The organism is Nostoc sp. 106C, assembly GCF_002154725.1.
Classification (GTDB): Bacteria; Cyanobacteriota; Cyanobacteriia; order Cyanobacteriales; family Nostocaceae; genus Aulosira.
This window is the reverse complement of record NZ_MTAW01000066.1, coordinates 41,906-61,543: the sequence shown is the minus strand read 5'-3', so window position 1 is coordinate 61,543 and position 19,638 is coordinate 41,906. Positions and strand designations below refer to the sequence as shown.

Annotated in this window: 15 protein-coding genes and 1 pseudogene; 11 read left to right on the top strand and 5 right to left on the bottom strand. The window is 40.3% G+C overall.

Annotated elements, in window-relative coordinates:
* Nucleotides 1–42 precede the first annotated feature (42 nt).
* From BV375_RS06525 to BV375_RS06505, 5 genes are all read left to right on the top strand, one after another.
* Complete coding sequence (locus tag BV375_RS06525) at nt 43–1,713, top strand: glycosyltransferase family 39 protein (protein ID WP_086758518.1); 1,671 nt, start codon at nt 43–45, stop codon at nt 1,711–1,713.
* A gap of 78 nt (nt 1,714–1,791) precedes the next feature.
* Entirely contained in the window at nt 1,792–2,259 is a 468-nt protein-coding gene (locus BV375_RS06520) for a MarR family transcriptional regulator (protein WP_086758515.1), read from the top strand.
* A 282-nt stretch (nt 2,260–2,541) separates the two neighbouring features.
* Entirely contained in the window at nt 2,542–4,050 is a 1,509-nt protein-coding gene (locus BV375_RS06515) for an HlyD family secretion protein (protein WP_086758513.1), read from the top strand.
* 123 nt (nt 4,051–4,173) lie between these two features.
* Entirely contained in the window at nt 4,174–5,448 is a 1,275-nt protein-coding gene (locus tag BV375_RS06510; RefSeq protein WP_086758511.1) for an MFS transporter, read from the top strand.
* A 219-nt stretch (nt 5,449–5,667) separates the two neighbouring features.
* A complete protein-coding gene (locus tag BV375_RS06505; protein WP_086758509.1) occupies nt 5,668–7,254 on the top strand; it encodes a DHA2 family efflux MFS transporter permease subunit in 1,587 nt (528 codons plus the stop codon).
* Nucleotides 7,255–7,385: 131 nt separating this feature from the next.
* Here BV375_RS06505 and BV375_RS06500 read toward each other — a convergent pair whose 3' ends face one another.
* The 4 genes from BV375_RS06500 to BV375_RS06485 all read right to left on the bottom strand — a co-directional run bounded on the left by BV375_RS06500 (nt 7,386) and on the right by BV375_RS06485 (nt 11,840).
* A complete protein-coding gene (locus tag BV375_RS06500) occupies nt 7,386–8,330 on the bottom strand; it encodes a GDP-L-fucose synthase (protein WP_086758507.1) in 945 nt (314 codons plus the stop codon).
* Nucleotides 8,331–8,353: 23 nt separating this feature from the next.
* Nucleotides 8,354–9,433, bottom strand: coding sequence for a GDP-mannose 4,6-dehydratase (gene gmd, locus BV375_RS06495; RefSeq protein WP_086758505.1), 1,080 nt, complete (start codon nt 9,431–9,433; stop codon nt 8,354–8,356).
* Between the two features lie 393 nt (nt 9,434–9,826).
* A complete protein-coding gene (locus BV375_RS06490; RefSeq protein ID WP_086758503.1) occupies nt 9,827–10,585 on the bottom strand; it encodes a sugar transferase in 759 nt (252 codons plus the stop codon).
* Between the two features lie 112 nt (nt 10,586–10,697).
* Nucleotides 10,698–11,840, bottom strand: a complete 1,143-nt coding sequence (locus BV375_RS06485; RefSeq protein ID WP_086758501.1) for a glycosyltransferase — start codon at nt 11,838–11,840, stop codon at nt 10,698–10,700.
* A 272-nt stretch (nt 11,841–12,112) separates the two neighbouring features.
* Here BV375_RS06485 and BV375_RS06480 point away from each other — a divergent pair, with 272 nt between their 5' ends.
* The 6 genes and pseudogenes from BV375_RS06480 to BV375_RS06455 all read left to right on the top strand — a co-directional run bounded on the left by BV375_RS06480 (nt 12,113) and on the right by BV375_RS06455 (nt 17,500).
* Nucleotides 12,113–13,051, top strand: a complete 939-nt coding sequence (locus tag BV375_RS06480) for an NAD-dependent epimerase/dehydratase family protein (protein ID WP_086758499.1) — start codon at nt 12,113–12,115, stop codon at nt 13,049–13,051.
* Between the two features lie 104 nt (nt 13,052–13,155).
* Nucleotides 13,156–14,226, top strand: a pseudogene (gene rfbB, locus BV375_RS06475) (dTDP-glucose 4,6-dehydratase).
* Between the two features lie 70 nt (nt 14,227–14,296).
* The gene (gene rfbA, locus BV375_RS06470) at nt 14,297–15,283 is read left to right on the top strand and encodes a glucose-1-phosphate thymidylyltransferase RfbA (protein WP_086758496.1); all 987 of its coding nucleotides are present in this window, start codon (nt 14,297–14,299) and stop codon (nt 15,281–15,283) included.
* 79 nt (nt 15,284–15,362) lie between these two features.
* On the top strand, nt 15,363–15,908 hold the full coding sequence (gene rfbC / locus BV375_RS06465) for a dTDP-4-dehydrorhamnose 3,5-epimerase (protein WP_086758595.1): 546 nt from the start codon (nt 15,363–15,365) through the stop codon (nt 15,906–15,908).
* Nucleotides 15,905–16,807: a dTDP-4-dehydrorhamnose reductase gene (gene rfbD / locus BV375_RS06460; RefSeq protein ID WP_086758493.1), complete on the top strand. Its 903-nt coding sequence runs from the start codon at nt 15,905–15,907 to the stop codon at nt 16,805–16,807. The genes rfbC and rfbD overlap by 4 nt, the downstream gene beginning before the upstream one ends.
* Before the next feature lie 117 nt (nt 16,808–16,924).
* Nucleotides 16,925–17,500: a YdcF family protein gene (locus tag BV375_RS06455; protein ID WP_086758490.1), complete on the top strand. Its 576-nt coding sequence runs from the start codon at nt 16,925–16,927 to the stop codon at nt 17,498–17,500.
* A gap of 20 nt (nt 17,501–17,520) precedes the next feature.
* Here the strand turns inward: BV375_RS06455 and BV375_RS06450 are convergent, their stop codons facing one another.
* A complete protein-coding gene (locus tag BV375_RS06450) occupies nt 17,521–19,623 on the bottom strand; it encodes a right-handed parallel beta-helix repeat-containing protein (RefSeq protein WP_086758488.1) in 2,103 nt (700 codons plus the stop codon).
* Nucleotides 19,624–19,638 lie beyond the last annotated feature (15 nt).

Sequence of the window (19,638 nt, the reverse complement as noted above, 5' to 3'; positions counted from 1 at the left end):
ATACATGAAATTTACCTCGCAACATTCAATTCGTACTAATTAATGTTGTACAAAACCCGAGTATTTCCGAGTGTATGGCGGCAAATCTCCCTTTTTGCGAGATTGCCTCATATCAGTTTGTTAATTTGGCTACTTCCTTTACTACTATGCAATTCTGGGCAAGATAGCCTAATGGCGCATGATGAAGGCTATTATGCTGGGCGAGCACGCCAGATGTTTGAATCTGGTGATTGGATAGCTCCTTGGGGCAACGCCCATCATAAAACACCCGGTCCCTATTGGTTAATTGCTAGTTCTTATCAGTTATTTGGTGTCAGTGAATTTAGTGCGCGAATTCCGAGTGCGCTCGCCGGAATATTTTGCCTTTTTACTATATATGAAATCGGCAAAATTCTCTTAGGTAAAAAAGTAGCATGGCTAGCAGCCACTATTTTGAGTGTGGAATTTCTCTGGCTACAATCATGTCGATTAGCCGCACCAGATATTCCCATGATTCTCTTGGTACTTTTAGCTATTTTATCTTTCTTAAAAGCTGAAGTACATCCTCAATATAGCTATTATTGGCTTTTTATTGCCGGGTTAAGTTTTGGTTTGGGCTTCTTAATGAGAAGCTTTATGATTTTTTTGCCAATGATAGCTTTATTACCTTATTTAATTGGGGAGCATCGCCGTCATCATCATCTTGCTAACCCAATGTTGTATTTAGGATTAGCAGTTGGTTTGATTCCTACATTAGCTTGGCTGTGGTTAAGCTGGTCACGCTATGGTTATGAAAGCTTGAATCGCTTGTTAGGATTTGTGGTGGAGCTAGGTTCTGAAGACCGCAACCATAATGGAGCACTATTCTATTTCTGGAATATTCCTTTAAAATCCTTTCCTTGGTTTTTTTTCAGTCTTATAGGATTAGCTGTGGTGCTGCATCGCCCTATTTCTCGCTACCAGTTGATTTTAGTAGGCGTTCCCTTAGTTTGGTTGACTGAACTGAGTATTTTTTCTACACGTCTTTCTCACTATGCTCTTGGTCTTTATCCATTCATAGCTTTGCTGGCTGCTTTAGGTTTAGACTGGTTGGGCAAAATTTATCAAAGAGGAATTACACACCCAACAACTTCCCACCTAAAGAATAAAGGAAATATATTACTCTCATTTATTAGACAGACTAAGGAAAATCTTCCGCGGAACCTCAGTTACGCCTTTGGTGTACTGGGGATTGTACTTTTGCTAGTAAGTACATTTGCATTAATTTCGGGTGACTTTGATATTGACCAGCAGGCAACCTTAGGCTTGATTTTAGGATTAGGTTGGCTAATTTTACCTTTAGTGTGGCTCGGTCGTTATCACTTCGGCAAAAAGTTCTTGACAGATAATTATTGGATAGCTTGTTGGTTACTTCCCTGTTGGCTAACTTTAGCTATGGCTGGTAGCTTAGGCTTGTTAAGCGACTACAACCCAGCTTTTAAAGCTTTTTTCCAACAACCAGCGATCGCATCTATTCTACAAACTTATCCTGTCTCTTTTGCCCAAGTAGAAGATAAAAACTCTGTACTGCTGAATTTCTACACTCCGATTCCTGGTCCAAGGGTAAATGCAATTTCCCAATTACCAGCTTTGAGCTATACTTGGATATCTGCACCACAGAACCAGCAATTATCCACGTCTTACCGCGTTATTGCTACACTACAAGAGTACCAGCTGATTCAAGTCCTTCCCTAAGAGAGATGGCAATCAACTGTTGCCAAGAAAGCATTGTGTAGCTAGAATAATATTACGCACACTAAATAATTAGTTGACATGGTGTCTATATCTAAGGATTCTGAAGTTTTGGAGTCGTGGCAGCAAGTTCTGGCACCATATAATATTGGCTACCGAATCAAGTTGCTCTCGCAACTGCTGACTCGTAAGTTTACTGAAAAGCTAGAACCTTTCGGATTGACACCCTTTCACTGGTTAGTATTGTGCTGTTTGTGGGAAGAAGACGGTTTACCAACTTCCAGTATTGGCGACAAGCTCAAACAGGTGGGAGGGACTTTAACTGGCGTATTAGATCGCATGGAAGAACGCGGTTTAGTGCGTCGAGAACGAGATATTCACGATCGCCGCATCTGGCGAATTTGGCTAACGGATGCTGGTAAGGAACTAGAAACAGTTTTACCCCCCCTAGCCGCAGAGTTACGCGATGAAGCCATGTCTGGTATTTCTCCCTCAGAGAAAGAATTATTTTCGCAGTTATTAAATCGGGCGATCACTAATTTGTCTTGAAATGAGGGCACACAGAGACAAGGAGGATGAGGGGGATGAGGGAGAAAAATGGCTCTTGACAACCTGAGCGCGAAATCTACAAGTTTATTTGCGTAACACCTTAGGAAGTCTATCTGTAGAAGAAGTAACGATCACCCAATTGGGTGAAGTAGTGTGAAGTTTTGTTTTGCCATAATAATACTACGCATACGAAGGGAACGATAGATGAAGGCTAGTAATTAAATAATACGTACTCTAAGTAAAAATATTAATTTAATCATTGAGTTAGGGGAGTTAACAATCATGGGCGCTAATTCTTGGAACGGACGCAAAAAAGGCAATACCTCTGTTATAGACAAAGAACTAATTACTGATGTAGAGAGTTTAGAGGCTGTTACTGCCAAGACTTCCGCAAGTCCAGAAGCAACCGTTGTAACTCCCGAAGCTCCTACAGAACCAGAAACTGATGTCCATCCTCAGCCAGAAACAGAGAAAAAGGCTGAGAAGAAGCGGAAAAAACCGATAGGTTTGATTTTAGCTGGCGTGGGTGTAGGAGCGATCGCTGCTGGTGGTTTTGGTTATCACTACTGGCAATATGCTTCTGCCCACGAACAAACAGATAACGCTACTGTGGTAGGAAATATTCACCAAGTCAGTAGCCGGATTCCGGGAACGGTCAGCCAGGTGCTAGTAGACGACAACCAACTGGTGCAACCAGGACAGTTATTAGTAACACTCGATCCTAAGGATTATCAAAGTAAAGTACAGCAAGCGCAAGCAGCGTTACAAAATGCTCGTGGTCAGGCACAAGCTGCACAAGCGAATATTGCTTTAACTTCACAAACCTCTAGTGGTAAAACCACTCAAGCGCAAGGAGATGTCAGCAGTGCAGTTGCAGCAATTTCCACAGCGCAAGCCGCAGTTAAAGAAGCGCAAGCCGGGATACCCGCAGCCCAAGCTGAAGTGCAATTAGCGCAAGCCGGGATACCCGCAGCACAAGCCCAAGTAGCGCAGGCGAATGCCAATTTGACCAAAGCTCAAGCAGATTACAACCGTTACAACAGCTTGTTTAAAGAAGGCGCAATTCCTCGGCAACAGCTAGATACAGCCAGGGCTGCTTATGATGTGGCTGTAGCGCAAAAAAATGCTGCACTTCAAGGAGTAGAACAAGCACAAGCTAGGTTAGCCTCTGCCAGAGTGGGTGTAGCAAAAGCGCAGTCTCAACTTGCACAAGCACAAGAAGGTGTAACCAGCGCCCAAGCGAAACTGGCTGCATCTAAGGGAGGATTGCAACAAGCCACCGCCACCGGACAAGACACCGCTGTTAAACAAAGTCAGTACGAAGCAGCAAAAGCCGCGATCGCTCAAGCTGAAGCTTCTCTCAAAGATGCACAGTTGCAGCTTTCTTACACCAACATTACCGCTCCTAGCGCCGGACGGGTAGGTAGGAAAAACGTGGAAGTTGGGAACCGGGTACAAGTGGGAACACCATTAATGGCGATCGTAGATAACGGCTATTGGGTAGTAGCGAACTTCAAAGAAACTCAATTGAATAAAATGCAACCAGGAGAAGCAGTAGAAATTAAGCTGGATGCTTTTCCTAATCACCCTTTTAAAGGTCGAGTTGACAGTATATCCCCAGCCTCCGGTGCTCAATTTGCTTTATTACCACCAGATAACGCCACCGGTAACTTCACCAAAATCGTTCAACGTATTCCAGTAAAAGTAGTTTTCGACCAAAAGAGTATCCAAGGATATAACTCACGGATTACACCTGGGATGTCTGCGGAAGTTACTGTAGAGGTTAAGTAAGTTATTTGTCATTAGTCCTTTGTCATTTGTCAGTTGTTCTTTGTGAAAAGCCAATAACTAATGACCAATGACTATTGGCTCTTGACTATTGACCAATGACTAATAACCATTGACTCTTGACTAATGCCTAAGATTAAGCTATCGCAACTACCTGCATTAAAATCAAAAAACTACCGTTTGTTTTTTGCCGGACAAGGTATTTCCCTAATTGGGACTTGGATGACACAACTTGCTACGGTTTGGCTAGTTTATAGTCTAACTAACTCTGCATTAATGTTGGGAGTTGTGGGTTTTACTAGTCAAATTCCTAGTTTCTTTCTTGCTCCTTTTGGGGGTGTTTTTGTAGACCGCTTTTCTCGGTATCGTACCTTAATTGCTACACAAATCATGGCCATGATTCAGTCGTTAGCATTGGCGGTACTAGCGCTAACGGGTGTGATTCAGGTATGGCACATCATCGCTCTCAGCTTGTTTCAAGGATTTATTAACGCCTTGGATGCACCAGCTAGGCAAGCATTTGTACCAGAACTAGTAGAACGAAGAGAAGATTTAGCCAATGCGATCGCTATCAACTCAACAATGATTAATGGTGCGCGATTAATTGGTCCGGCAGTTGGTGGGTTAATCATTGCTAGAATTGGTGCTGCTTACTGTTTTTTAATTGATGGTTTGAGTTACATTGCAGTAATTGCCGCTTTATTAGCGATGACAATTAAACCTTGGAAAGTTGCAGTGATTGCTGGTAATCCTCTCCAACAAGTTAAAGAGGGATTTGTGTATGCTTTTAGCTTTCCACCAATCCGAGCTATATTGTTGCTATCAACTTTAGTTAGCTTAATGGGATTACAAAATACTATTCTTGTACCCATTTTTGCTGAAGAAATTCTTAAAGGAGGAGCAGAAGCATTAGGCTTTTTAATGGCAGCCTCTGGAGTAGGAGCATTAGCGGGTGGGATTTATTTAGCTACACGGCGAACAATATTAGGAATTGGTAAATTAATTGCTATAGCTCCAGCAATTTTAGGAGTAGGTTTAATTGGTTTTGCTCTATCTCGATTTTTACCACTTTCTTTATTTACAATGTTGTTTGTTGGCTTAGGCACAATTCTCCAAATTGCCGCCAGCAATACGTTTTTACAAACAATTGTAGAAGAAGATAAACGTGGTAGATTGATGAGCTTGTATACGATGTCATTTTTAGGAATGATACCTGTAGGCAATTTATTGGGAGGGTTCTTAGCAAGTCGTATTGGCGCTCCTAATACATTAATTATTGATGGCATCGCTTGTATTATCGGCTCTATTATTTTTGGTAGACAACTACCTGGATTGAGACAACTAGTTATGCCACTCTATGAGCAAAAGGGCATTGTAAAAAGTCTAAAATCTTCAAGATAAATAGGCTGCTATGCACGGATATAGAACTCCTAAAGCATTCGTAACAAACAAGATTACCGACTTTTTAGGGAAGTCGGTAATCTGAGCTTTTCAATCCTCAATTACCGATAAGAACTATTTCTTTTATCTGTTTTGCTTCACGGACATTTTGCTTTAAAGTTGAAAAATAGATAGATATTCCTTCTTGCGCGCCTCAAATCTGAAACTGGAGCAATTTTTATGGCTAATACAGGTGCTATCCAGCCGAATACTGCCCTACCACCAGAAAATATACCTTTAAGAACTTGGATTGGTGTATTAGCCAGTATGCTTGGCGCATTCATGGCGGTTTTAGATATTCAAATTACTAATGCTTCATTGCAAGAAATTCAAGCAAGTTTAGGCGCAACTTTAGAAGAGGGGTCTTGGATTTCTACTGCTTATCTAGTAGCAGAAATTGTAGTTATCCCACTTACCGGATGGTTATCGCGGGTGTTTTCACTGCGACGCTATCTAATAGTAAATACTATACTGTTTATCTTTTTTTCTATATGCTGTGCTTGGTCATGGAATCTCAATTCTATGATTGTCTTCCGGGCTTTACAAGGCTTCAGCGGTGGGATTTTAATTCCTTCGGCGATGACAGTTGTACTGACGACTTTACCGCCATCCAAGCAATCAGTAGGACTAGCCGCATTTGCTATTACCGCAGTGTTTGCTCCCTCAATTGGCCCCACATTAGGAGGTTGGTTAACAGAAAATTTTAGTTGGCAATATAACTTTTATATAAATGTATTTCCTGGGGTGTTAATGCTTGCCGGAGTATGGTATGGCATTAAACAAGACAAACTGCAATTACAATTGCTCAAACAAGGCGATTGGTGGGGAATTATTTCAATGGCTATTGGCTTAGGTTCCCTACAAGTTGTATTAGAAGAAGGTAGCCGCAAAGATTGGTTTGGTTCGGCTTTGATTGTCCGCTTAAGTGTGATAGCGGCAATTTTTATAGCATTATTTTTATTTATAGAATTAACTCGCAAGCAACCATTTATTAATTTAAGATTGGTGCTGCGGCGTAATTTTGGTTTAGCCAGTATTGTTAACGTCTCCCTAGGGGTGGGATTATATGGTTCAATTTATGTTTTGCCCTTATATCTTGCGCAAATTCAACAATATAATGCGCTACAAATTGGTGAAGTATTAATTTGGGCAGGTATTCCCCAATTATTTATTATTCCTTTTATACCTAAATTGATGCAACGCATTGATGTACGGTTAATGGTGGGAGTGGGAGTTTCCCTGTTTGCTATCAGTGCGTTTATGAACGCCGGGATGACTTATCAAACAGGATTAGATCAATTAAGATGGTCGCAACTTGTCCGTGCAATGGGACAACCATTAATTATGGTTCCGCTGAGTAGTATCGCCACAGCTGGATTGAATCCCAAAGAAGCAGGTTCGGCAAGTGGTTTATTTAATATGATGCGTAATATGGGCGGTTCTTTAGGTATTGCAGCCTTAGCAACTTTATTAACTAATAGAGAGCAATTTCACTCAAATAGATTAGGTGATAGCGTATCTTTATATAATCCCGAAACTCAACAGCGAATTGATCAGATGACGCAATATTTCATCAGTCGAGGCGCAGATTTGAGTACAGCGCAAAATCAGGCGATCGCATCCATATCTAATATTGTTCGTAGAGAAGCTTTTGTCATGGCTTTTAATGACTGTTTTTATTTTATCGGGATTGCCTTATTATTAAGCGGTCTTGCTATTGTTTTTATTAAAAAGGTAAAAGCTACTGGTGGTGCTGTTGCTCATTAATCTACCCTTGAAAGCCGTTGCCTAGGCATTGTCTAAGATGGAACTAAAGTCTTTACAGGGAAATTAAAAATTCTGTTCAAGAACGTAAAACCAAAATACAAATAAGTAGGGCATATGCCCTACTTATTTGTTTATGCGGCGTTTTGCCGATACCACTCAATGGTATTTTTTAGCCCCTCCTGAAAGCTGACTTGGGCAGTAAAATTAAAAGCTTGCTTTGCCCGTTCAGTATCCAAACAACGGCGAGGTTGACCATTAGGCTTATCTGTTTCCCAGACAATTTCACCGTCAAACTCCATGAGTTCACAAATCAGAGTGATTAAATCTCGAATTGAGATTTCATAGCCTGTTCCCAGGTTTACTGGTTCGGAATCGTTGTAAAGTTGAGTTCCCATAACAATCCCCCTTGCCGCATCCTGAGAATAGAGGAACTCACGAGTAGGACTGCCATCACCCCAAACAGAAAGTTGCTTTTCTTCTTTGATTTGGGCTTCATGAACTTTGCGAATTAACGCCGGAATTACATGGGAGCTTCTGGTGTCAAAGTTGTCTTCTGGTCCGTATAAATTGACGGGTAGGAGGTAAATACCGTTAAAGTTATACTGCTGACGGTAAGCTTGCAGTTGGACTAAAAGTGCTTTCTTGGCAACTCCGTAGGGAGCATTGGTTTCTTCTGGATAGCCATTCCAAAGGTCATCCTCTTTGAAAGGCACAGGGGTAAATTTGGGATAAGCGCAGATAGTGCCAACACAGACGAATTTTTCTACTCCAGCTTGATAAGCAGCATGAATGAGCTGTGTTCCCATGATCAAGTTGTCGTAGAACAACTCTGCTGGTTTTTCGCGATTGAGTCCGATACCACCGACATGAGCTGCTAAGTGGATGACTATATCTTGCTGATCAACGACACGTTGGTTATTTTCCCAAACGCGCAGATCGCACTCACGCGATCGCGGTACTGTAATTTTCGCAATATCTGCCCCTGCCTGACACAGCTGATCTATTACCTGACGACCTAGGAAACCCGACCCACCAGTAACGAGAATCCGTTTATTTTTTAGTTCTAAGGCGGTCATATTTTTATCCTCAGCAGTGTGAATCAAAAGTGGAGAGCGCCCAGTTGTTGTCGAACAGTCGCAATATCATTCAGTACTGATGAACCACTTCCATTCGCAGCAGTAACTCCGAGTGCTTGTAGATCTGCTTCCACCATCAGCGCTACCAGTTCCTCAAAGGTTACTGATGGTGTCCAACCCAACTTTTGGCGTGCCTTAGTAGCATCACCAATTAATAACTCTACTTCAGCAGGGCGAAGATAGCGCTCATCAAACTCTACGTAATCTTGCCAACGGAGATTCACATGAGCAAATGCTAATTCTAAAAACTCCTTGACCGAATGGGTTTCACCAGTCGCAATTACATAATCATCTGGTTGTTCTTGCTGCAACATCAACCACATGGCTCTGACATAATCCTTGGCATAACCCCAATCTCGCTTGGCATCAAGATTGCCCATATAAAGCTTTTTCTGTTTACCAGCAACAATTTGAGCAACTGCTCTAGTAATTTTGCGTGTTACAAAAGTTTCACCTCTTCGAGGTGATTCGTGGTTGAAAAGTATGCCATTACAAGCAAATAAAGAGTAAGATTCACGGTAATTTACCGTCTGCCAATGGGCATAAACTTTAGCACAAGCATAGGGGCTACGAGGATAAAAGGGCGTTGTCTCAGTTTGAGGTACTGCTTGAACTAAACCATACATCTCAGAAGAACCAGCTTGGTAGAACCGTACCTGAATTCCAGTGCGCCGCTGGTAATCCCGAATTGCTTCTAACAAACGTAGTGTTCCCATTCCTACAGCATCTACTGTGTATTCTGGTGAATCAAAGCTCACTCTTACATGCGATTGAGCACCTAGATTGTAGATTTCTTGTGGCTGTACTTCTTCCAAAATCCGACGTAACGTCGTACCATCCGTCAAATCGCCATAATGAAGAAACAACCGCACGCCTTCTTTGTGAGGATCTTCATACATGTGATCGATACGGTCTGTGTTAAAAGTAGAAGTTCGGCGGATGATACCATGAACCTCGTAACCTTGCTCTAACAAAAACTCACTCAGATATGAACCATCTTGACCAGTAATACCTGTAATCAATGCTCGTTTCTGTTGTGCCATGCTTAGTGATTCCTTTGTTATCTTCGGTAAAAAAAAGTTACAGCCTAACTGATACAAGCTAGCAGTTAATCGCTAAATTGCCTAATGGGAAACTACCAATCTTCGTTAATACTGTAAATTTCAAGTCAACAAATATACTTGTATAAATATACCTAACAAGTATTTTGATTTAGTTAAAATCAAAATTATGAGTTTTTTATTTAAAATTTTTATAAATATTTACAAAAACTTTATTTAATCCAGAATTATATTAAGCCTAGACAAATTTTTTACATATTATTTTTTGCTTAAAGAATAATATGTAATCTGTTTTGATTTTTGGTTACAGGTGGCTCAGTAATTTTTGTTTGGGGGCATTAACTGCCCCATAGAATCTACTCTTTAAGTATTTTTTCAGTAGGCTCCGTTATTTTTGGGCATAATAACGACATCAATGGTTTTCAAGATGATCCATAAATCGAGCCAAAAAGTTCTAAATTTGACATAATGCAGGTCTATTTGGACTCTTCGAGGATAGGGAATATCATTACGCCCAGAAACTTGCCATAATCCTGTGATTCCCGGCCGGATAGTTAAAATCCGATCGATATGATAACCATATTTTGGAAGTTCTTCCTCTACTAAGGGTCGTGGACCAACAACACTCATGTCTCCTTTTAAAACATTCCAGAACTGGGGAAATTCGTCTAAGCTAGTAATTCGCAAAAACCGCCCAATTTTAGTAATTCTAGGGTCTTGTTTGAGCTTGAAGCTGCTTTCAAATTCTTGCCGCATCTGAGGAGATGTTTCCATCATTTGTACGAGAATTTCATCAGCATTGCTCACCATTGTGCGAAATTTAATACAATTAAAGGGCTTGTAGTTTTTACCTACCCTTTCTTGGACATAAAAAATCGGGCCTTCTGAACTAAAAGCAATCAGTAAGGCCAAGATTAAGTAAACAGGGAAAAATACAATCAAAACAAACAGGGAAAACACAATGTCAAACAGTCGCTTGGCAAACTCTCCGTTTAAACCTTGAAAAGACAAACCTTTGGGTTTTACCCTCGGAGTCTTTTTTTGTTGACCGCGTTTTAAGAAAGTACGCGCAGATGCGCTAGCATCTTGCCGTAGTCCTCGCTTGCCGGAGAGGAGTGAGCTCTGGGCAGTCATCATACTCCTTAACAATCCACACCACACATAGTCCCAATCTTAAAGCTAAAAGGAGGTGCTTCTGGGTTTAAATTTCCAAAAGCCTACAAAACAATTACAAAAATCCTGACCATTACTCCAAATATGGCCTTGTTTTGCTGCACTTATCTAAAAAATTTAGATAGCGATCGCTAAAAACCTGACGAGAAAACTGGCTAGCGTGCGATCGCAAATACTCAGGATTAAATGCATTCTGATACATTTCAAACTTTTCTACTGCTTCTATTAAAGCAGCTTCTATTTGTGCCTTGAAGAAAATGCCTGTTCCTGTATCAATATAAGAACGAATATCTTGTACAGTTTCTAACGCTCCCCCTGCACCGTAGGCAATTACAGGTGTACCACAAGCTTGTGCCTCAACTAAGGCAATACCAAAATCTTCACAAGCCGCATACACAAATGCCTTGGCTCTAGCCATATATTTTTTTACTACATCATCAGGTTGCCATCCCAGTATTTGGATATGAGAATTCGCCATCTTGCGAAGATATTTCATCTGTGGACCTGTACCAATTACTACTAATGGTTTTTGCAGTTGATTAAAAGCTCTGACAATTAAGGATACTTGCTTGTAACTCACTAACCGGGAAACTATCAGATAAAAATCTTCTTTTTGAGCTAAAAAAGGCATTGCTTCGACATTCACAGGCGGATAAATTACTGTTGATTTTCGTCGATAGCAACGCCAAATTCGGCGAGCTGTATGCTCTGAGTTGGCAATGAAATAATCAACACGATTTGCTGACAAGACATCCCACTGACGCAAACGATGTAATAAATAGCGCGTTATCCATCCAGCTACACCATTTCCTAACTGACTTTGTTGCAGATAATCAAAAGTCAAGTCCCAAGCATAGCGCATCGGGCTGTGGCAATAACAAATATGTAATTGTTCGGGAGTGGTAATAACTCCTTTTGCTACAGCGTGAGATGAAGATAGAATTACGTCATATTGACGTAAATCCAGCTGTTCAATGGCTAACGGCAACAAAGGTAAGTATTTTTGTATACCATTGCGGGCATAGGGCAAGTTTTGGAGAAAAGTTGTGCCAATCTGACGCTGATATAAATAGCTTTTAGGATTGCTGGATTCAAAGTCAATCAAAGCATATAAATCCGCATTTATATGATTCAGAATTTCTTGTACAACTAGTTCTGAACCGCCAGTGGCTTTAGGTGTCAGCCATTCATGAATCAGAGCATATTTCAAGGGCACAGCTAACGTAAATAAGTGGAAAATACAGCAAGCAAATTGTCAGGTTAACTGAAAAGTTTCCCTTTGTGATGAAGGAATGGAAAGCAACCCAGATTTCACTGAAGACGTAATTCTCCCAAAACAGGTTCCAGAGGGATGCTACAACCTGATAACCTCAAACATGGGATTAAATACTGGGTAGTAAGTATTAGGTATCAAGTATTGGGTAACAGTTTTTCCTAGATATTAGTCCCCAATCCCTTGACAACAACTGACATAGGAAGCGGTAATTTATGCGAATTTTGATTATAGGTGGAACTCGGTTCATCGGTATTTACTTAACTCAACTGCTAGTAGAACAAGGACATGAGGTGGTGCTGTTCAATCGTGGTAATCGACCTGCACCTTCCTTACAGGGAGTAGGACAAATTATAGGCGATCGCACTGACGCTACCCAGTTAAAAGCAAAGTTATCACAGGAAAATTTTGATGTCATTTTTGACAATAATGGACGAGAACTTACTGATACTCAACCACTGGCAGAAATTTTTCAAGACCGTGTACAACATTTTGTCTATATGAGTTCTGCTGGAGTATATCTTAAATCTGACCAAATGCCTCATGTAGAAGGCGATCCTGTAGATCCTAAAAGTCGCCATCGGGGTAAGCATGAAACAGAAGCTTACCTCGCTCAAATCGGCATACCTTTTACCTCAATTCGTCCCACCTATATTTATGGGCCACGTAACTATAACGATTTGGAAAGCTGGTTTTTTGATAGAATTGTCCGCGATCGCCCGATTCCCATTCCTGGAAATGGTTTATATATTACGCAGCTAGGCCATGTAAAAGACCTAGCAAAAGCCATGACTCAAGTTTTAGACAATCAGCAGGCAGTAGGGCAGATTTACAATGTATCAGGCGATCGCTTTGTCACTTTTGATGGTTTAGCTCGTGCTTGTGGACAAGCAGCAGGCAAGTCACCCGATGCTGTAAAAATTGTCCATTACGACCCGAAAAAATTTGATTTCGGTAAGCGTAAAGCTTTTCCAATGCGGGGGCAGCATTTCTTTGCATCTGTGAATAAGGCTCAAACCGAATTGGGCTGGCAACCTGAGTATGATTTGATATCTGGGCTGACTGATGCTTTTGAAAATGATTATCTAGCATCTGGACGAGACAAAGCTGAGATTGATTTTTCTGTGGATGAAGAGATTTTACAAGCTTTGTGAGCAACAGAAAAATTTCAACTTACGTAAAGGCGTAAGCTCAAACTAGCGCGTCTTTACGTATAAATTCTCATATAAGATGTATTAAACAAATAATTCTAGGCAATATGCAAACAATCTTGGTTACCGGGGGAGCCGGATTTATTGGAGCTAATTTTATTCTCCAAGCTAGAAAGGCACAATGGGCTAATGTAATTAATTTAGATAAGTTGACTTACGCTAGTAACCTTCAAACCTTAGCAGAACTCCAAAGCGACCCAAGCTATCATTTTATTCAAAGCGACATTGGCAATGTAGAGTTAGTCAGCTAGCTTTTAGAGCAGTATCAACCAGATGCAATTATTAATTTCGCTGCGGAAAGTCATGTTGACCGTTCCATAATTAGCCCCCATGATTTTATCCAAACTAATGTAGTCGGAACATTTCAACTACTAGAAGCAAGTAGACTCTACTGGCAAAAACTATCATTGCCAAGACAACAGCAATTTCGCTTTTTGCATGTGTCTACAGATGAAGTATATGGCTCACTCAAACCCCAAGACCCAGCTTTTCGTGAAGATACTCCTTACGCACCCAATAGTCCTTACGCAGCATCGAAAGCAGCATCGGATCATTTTGTTAGAGCCTACTATCACACCTATGGATTGCCCACTTTAACAACCAATTGCTCAAACAATTACGGGCCGTGTCAGTTTCTCGAAAAACTAATTCCTTTAACTATTCTCAATGCTCTAGATAGTAAACCACTACCTATATATGGGGATGGGCAAAATGTTCGCGATTGGCTTTATGTCATAGACCACTGCGAGGCTATATATCTTGTTCTTCAACAAGGTGAAGTTGGTGAAACTTACAATATTGGCGGTCTTAATGAACAAGCTAATTTAACAGTTGTAGAGAAAATTTGTGCTATTTTAGATGACTTGGCTCCTAAACCTGATTTTCATCACTCTTCTTTAATTACTTTTGTTAAAGACCGTCCTGGTCACGATCGAAGATATGCAATTGATTGTACTAAAATCAACCGTGATTTAGGTTGGCAACCTCAAGAAAAGTTTGACAGTGGGTTATTAAAAACAGTTCAATGGTATCTCAATAACTCTACTTGGGTAAATCAGGTGCGCTCTGGTGCTTACCAAAATTGGTTAAAACAAAACTATGAAAATAGAAAAGCTTAGTTATTGAGATTTAACTATCTTAAATTATTTGTAGTTTGACACAAATGACTAATGACAAATGGCAAATATTATGAAAGGTATTATTCTTGCAGGTGGCTCTGGTACACGTCTTTATCCTCTAACCTATGCTGTTAGCAAACAGTTAATGCCCGTGTATGATAAGCCAATGATTTACTATCCGTTATCTATATTAATGCTGGCAGGTATTCGGGAAATTTTAATTATTTCTACGCCTAATGATTTACCATTATTTGAGAAAATTTTAAAAGATGGTAGTCAGTGGGGTTTGCAGTTTAGCTATATTGAGCAGCCGCGACCAGAAGGATTAGCACAAGCTTTTATTCTGGGCAAAGATTTTATTGCTAACGAGGCAGTATGCTTAATTTTAGGTGATAACATTTTTTATGGGCATGGTTTAACAGAAGTGTTAGCTAGGGCTGCCACTCTGAAAGAAGGTGGATTAGTATTTGGCTATCAAGTCAAAGATCCCAGGCAATATGGAGTAATTGAATTTGATAGCAATGGACGAGCAATTAGTATAGAAGAAAAACCTTTAATTCCCAAGTCTAAATATGCTGTACCTGGCATCTATTTTTATGATTCTCAAGTAGTAGAAATCGCTGCCCAACTTCAGCCTTCCGCTCGCAATGAACTAGAAATTACTGATTTAAATATAGCTTATTTGAATCAAGGTCAACTGCAAGTAGAAATTTTAGGCCGTGGATATGCCTGGTTAGATACTGGTACTCATGAATCCTTACATCAGGCTGGTAACTTTATCCAAACACTAGAAGAACGCCAAGGTCTAAAAATAGCTTGTATTGAAGAAATTGCCTACAGCCAAGGATATATTGACTCATCCCAACTGCGTCAATTAGCTGAATCTATGTCAAAGAGTAGCTATGGTCGTTACCTGATGTCAATTTTAGAGAACGATCAAATATTTGCAACCATAGAACAAAATAACGGAATGGGAAAATCATATTTTAATCAACAACCATCTGACTGGAATTTATTGGCTGTGCAAACACCAACAACTAAACCAGACGATAAATAACTCTCTGCATGACATATCTTTTAAGCCGATGAAGGCACTATAATCAAGCAAAAATTTTTATATTAATAAGGATATGACAATGCAAGTAAAACACACAGAAATTCCTGATGTAATAGTGATTGAACCGCAGATATTTGGAGATGAACGCGGTTTTTTTTATGAAAGTTATAATGAAAAAGTTTTGTTAGAAAAGGCAGGTATTACTGAACATTTTGTCCAAGACAATCATTCTCGTTCTGCCAAAAATATATTACGTGGTTTGCACTATCAAATTCAGCAGCCTCAAGGAAAACTTGTGAGAGTGGTAGTAGGAGAAGTATTTGATGTGGCTGTAGATTTAAGGAAAAGCTCTAGAACTTTTGGTCAATGGGTTGGTACGGACTTGACAGCCGAAAATAAACGGCAACTTTGGATACCAGCAGGTTTTGCCCACGGTTTTGTAGTGGTTTCTGAATATGCAGAATTTTTGTATAAAACTACGAATTACTACGCACCCCAATATGAACGCACGCTTCTGTGGAATGACCCTGATTTAGCGATCGCTTGGCCAATTCAAGCAGAACCAATCTTATCTGCGAAAGATAAAGCTGGAAAATTACTGCGAGATGCAGAGGTATATGCATGAAAATTCTATTGACAGGTGTAACTGGACAATTAGGCTGGGAATTGCAACGCACACTCATGACTATAGGTGAAGTCATACCTGTAGGACGCAGCGTTAATAACCCAAATTTGCAAATGGATCTAACTCAACTAGATACTATTCGCCGCACCATTAGGGAAGTAAGACCAGACTTAATTATCAATCCGGCGGCTTACACAGCAGTAGATAAAGCAGAAAAAGAGCCAGAATTAGCAATGGCGATTAATGGTATTGCTCCTGGTGCGATCGCAGAAGAAGCCAAGCGACTCGGTGCAGCCGTTATTCACTATTCAACAGATTATGTATTTGATGGTAATAAAAATACTGCATATACAGAGCAAGACCAACCCAACCCGCAAAATATTTACGGTAAGACAAAACTAGCTGGAGAACAGGCGATCGCATCTGTAGGTGTACCGCATTTAATTTTACGTACCAGTTGGGTTTATAGCTTACAAGGTAAGAATTTTTTACTCACTATGTTAAAGCTGGCTCAGGAACGTGAAGAAATCAGAGTAGTTGATGACCAAATAGGCGCACCTACTTGGAGTCGCATGATAGCCGAAGCTACAGCCCAAATTCTATCTCAGAATCCACAGAATATATATGAATTATTAGTAAGTAAAGGTGGGTTATATCACTTAACAGCCAGTGGACAGACTAGCTGGTATGGATTTGCCAAAACAATTTTTGAGCTTGACGATAGAAAGAGCGATCGCAAGTTGCAAAGGTTGACTGCGATTACTTCAAAAGAGTATCCCACACCAGCCAGCAGACCAGCTTATTCTCTATTAGACAATCAGAAATTATCTACAACATTTGGATTGATTTTGCCAGATTGGGAAAGGAGTTTAGAGTTGGTGATGGCTTTTAATAATTAGCTATGAAAAGGTAAAAATCAATAATTTAAAGTAGTGGTAAATTAGTGCAGTCAGGTTACGATAGCTCTTGGAAAGAAGCATTAGATTTATACTTTGACGCATTCATGGCGTTTAGTTATGAAACGCAAGCATTTTAAACGCTACCTGCTGAGATTTTTGGGGGGAGTTTTAGCTGTCTGGATTAGTATTATTCCTGCTAAGATAGCGATCGCTACTTACCAAGCCCCTGTACCACAGGCCATTTTTGTTCTGGGAACTGATTCTCAGCGGATGGAGTTCGCAGCGCAGTTTTGGCATTCTCACACTAATTTATATATTTGGATTTCTGATATCAAAGCGAATTTGGAATATAATCGGTTAATTTTTCAGAAATTTGGTGTGCCGGATCAACGGTTGCGGTTGGATGGCCGTGCTACAGATACAGTAACCAATTTCACCACACTAGCAGCAGATTTTGTTCAGCAGAATTTACAGCACATATATCTGATTACATCGGATTATCACATGAGAAGAGCAAGAGCGATCGCAACTATTGTTTTAGGTAGCCAAGGAATTGCAGTTACACCTATTGCAGTACCTTCACGAGTAGATAAATCAGAAACTTTGCTAAGAGTGTTGCGAGATTGCGGGCGATCGATTTTGTGGATTTTAAGTGGACGAAGTGGCGCGAGTTTAAACCCTCGTCTTAGCTGAGACAGCAAATGAATAATATCTCAATCTTGATTGTAGTCAGTCTGTTTAAACCCTAATTTGAAAGCAGGGGAATTCGGCTTCAACCGAAAGTCATCGCGATCGAGAGCAACAAATAGTGGGTTAGCAATCAGAGAATTTTTATCCCTACCTTTTTGCTGCCATTCTTGCCATGACAGCTTACCAAAGTGAAAATTGCCCTTACTTCCATACCAATAAAGATTATAGTCTAATAAATAATTAGAATCGTCCCATTGACCATCGCTATCTAGCAGTTGTCCCTGTTTCCAGTAAATAATATTGCGCTCAAATTTAAAACTTATATGAGATTCTGGTCTCGATCTACGAATTTGTGCCACCCGACCAAAAGCGAAAATATTGTTGCGGATTAAGTTGTCTTTACCGTAATGCAGATGAAATCCTCCATCTCTAGTACGGTAAATCAAGTTATTTTCTACCAGAATTTGTGAACTACCCTCATCTAAATAAATACCCCAAGCTCCATAACTGTAAGCATCAATATCATGAATGAGATTGCCACGAATTACAGTTCCTGGTTGCACACCCAACGTATAAATCGCACCTTTATCATTTAACAGCGGACCATCACCATTCGAGAGTCGACCGATATGATGAATATGGTTAAATTCAATAACATTGTTTTTAGTCGGGCTAGCTTGATAACCCCAGGTCCAGCCAACGGAAATTCCTGTGTAGTAGAAATCATGAATATGATTACGGCTGATTAAATTATTCCCTGCATTCATTACTAAAATTCCTACTGCACTATGGAAAATCTTGCCTCCATTGTGAATATGAGAGTTAATAACTTGAATACTACTAGCTCCCTGAGTAACTTTGACGCCTCCAGCTCCTAAATCGTAAATTTGGCAACGAATTAATGAATTATTTGCACAGCCGTTAGCAAATTCAATCCCATAATTACTGACTTTCGTAATCTGACAGTTTTGCCAAGTACAGTATCTTACTCCTTGTGCATAAATTGAGCCTGGAACACCTTCTGCTGCCTGACCAAAGGCTACGATAGAATTATTGGCATAGTACCATTCCGAATGAGCGAACGTCAGATTTTCAAATGACAGATATTCGATGAATTGGCTATTTTCAAGATTACCTTGGAGGGTAACCAAGCTGGATATTCGAGGCACAATTGCCTCAACTTTATTCAGAACTTCCCTTACTAAAGGCATATAGTACAGGTTGCCTGACTTTTTATCTAAATACCATTCGCCAGGATTATCTAAAACTTCAAAAGCGTTTTCTAAATAATAGATTGCGCCTGTATGAGACTGAGAATTATCAGGCTCCATTCTCTGAATACTAGGCTGAACAAAAGAAACTAGTCTTTGTTTTTCATCTAACCTGACTACTGGTAGCCGAGACTCTACCCATCGTGTCATCACCACTATCTCGGCATTATTAATGGTACTCCAGTTTTTGAGATCGCCTGGACGATACTTAAATCGTGATTGACCTTGAGTCCAAGGGGTGTTAGGGGTAGCATCTGGAACTTCTGCAACTGGTAAATATCCCTTTTTCGGGTAACGGGCACGAGTTCGCCGTTGGTTTCCCATCCAAAGCTGTCGAAAGAACCATTGACCTTGGCGAACTTGCGGTATTTCTAACATCCATAACCGTTTACCGTTGATGACTACCTCTTGCCATCCTTGAAGACGCTGACCGCCACTGATTATCGGTTTCTCATTTTGATAGGCTGTGTAAGTAACGGGACATTTGTGCGTACCAGAATCTTCTGAGTTGAATACCAATGGTTGGGCTAAAAAGTATGTACCACCTCTGATGAAAACGGTAACAGGTTGTTTCAAGACACCGTCTTGTCGACGCTTGAGTTCGCGAATAGCATTACGTGCTCGTTCTAGAGTTGCGAATGGCCCATCGTTTTGAGTGCTATTCCGATTTGCTTGTTTGCCTGTCCAAGCATCATTACCATTTGGGGCAACATAAAATGCAATAGATTTTAGACTATGAGAATTATTTGCAAATACTAGCTGCTGCTGAAGTTTGGTAATTAAAGAGCCAAGAAATAAAGGAGAAGCGGTTAACCAGCCCAATCCCATCCAACCTAGAAAAGAGCGGCGATCCATATTTGTTTCCTTCAA

What these genes read in the sequence shown, in the direction of transcription:
- rfbA (WP_086758496.1), top strand. Translation starts at nt 14,297, where the DNA reads ATGAAAGGTATTATTCTTGCAGGTGGCTCTGGTACACGTCTTTATCCT.
- BV375_RS06490 (WP_086758503.1), bottom strand. Translation starts at nt 10,585, where the DNA reads ATGACTGCCCAGAGCTCACTCCTCTCCGGCAAGCGAGGACTACGGCAA.
- BV375_RS06500 (WP_086758507.1), bottom strand. Translation starts at nt 8,330, where the DNA reads ATGACCGCCTTAGAACTAAAAAATAAACGGATTCTCGTTACTGGTGGG.
- BV375_RS06505 (WP_086758509.1), top strand. Translation starts at nt 5,668, where the DNA reads ATGGCTAATACAGGTGCTATCCAGCCGAATACTGCCCTACCACCAGAA.
- BV375_RS06525 (WP_086758518.1), top strand. Translation starts at nt 43, where the DNA reads ATGTTGTACAAAACCCGAGTATTTCCGAGTGTATGGCGGCAAATCTCC.
- BV375_RS06455 (WP_086758490.1), top strand. Translation starts at nt 16,925, where the DNA reads ATGAAACGCAAGCATTTTAAACGCTACCTGCTGAGATTTTTGGGGGGA.
- rfbC (WP_086758595.1), top strand. Translation starts at nt 15,363, where the DNA reads ATGCAAGTAAAACACACAGAAATTCCTGATGTAATAGTGATTGAACCG.
- BV375_RS06510 (WP_086758511.1), top strand. Translation starts at nt 4,174, where the DNA reads ATGCCTAAGATTAAGCTATCGCAACTACCTGCATTAAAATCAAAAAAC.
- rfbD (WP_086758493.1), top strand. Translation starts at nt 15,905, where the DNA reads ATGAAAATTCTATTGACAGGTGTAACTGGACAATTAGGCTGGGAATTG.
- gmd (WP_086758505.1), bottom strand. Translation starts at nt 9,433, where the DNA reads ATGGCACAACAGAAACGAGCATTGATTACAGGTATTACTGGTCAAGAT.
- BV375_RS06520 (WP_086758515.1), top strand. Translation starts at nt 1,792, where the DNA reads ATGGTGTCTATATCTAAGGATTCTGAAGTTTTGGAGTCGTGGCAGCAA.
- BV375_RS06480 (WP_086758499.1), top strand. Translation starts at nt 12,113, where the DNA reads ATGCGAATTTTGATTATAGGTGGAACTCGGTTCATCGGTATTTACTTA.
- BV375_RS06450 (WP_086758488.1), bottom strand. Translation starts at nt 19,623, where the DNA reads ATGGATCGCCGCTCTTTTCTAGGTTGGATGGGATTGGGCTGGTTAACC.
- BV375_RS06515 (WP_086758513.1), top strand. Translation starts at nt 2,542, where the DNA reads ATGGGCGCTAATTCTTGGAACGGACGCAAAAAAGGCAATACCTCTGTT.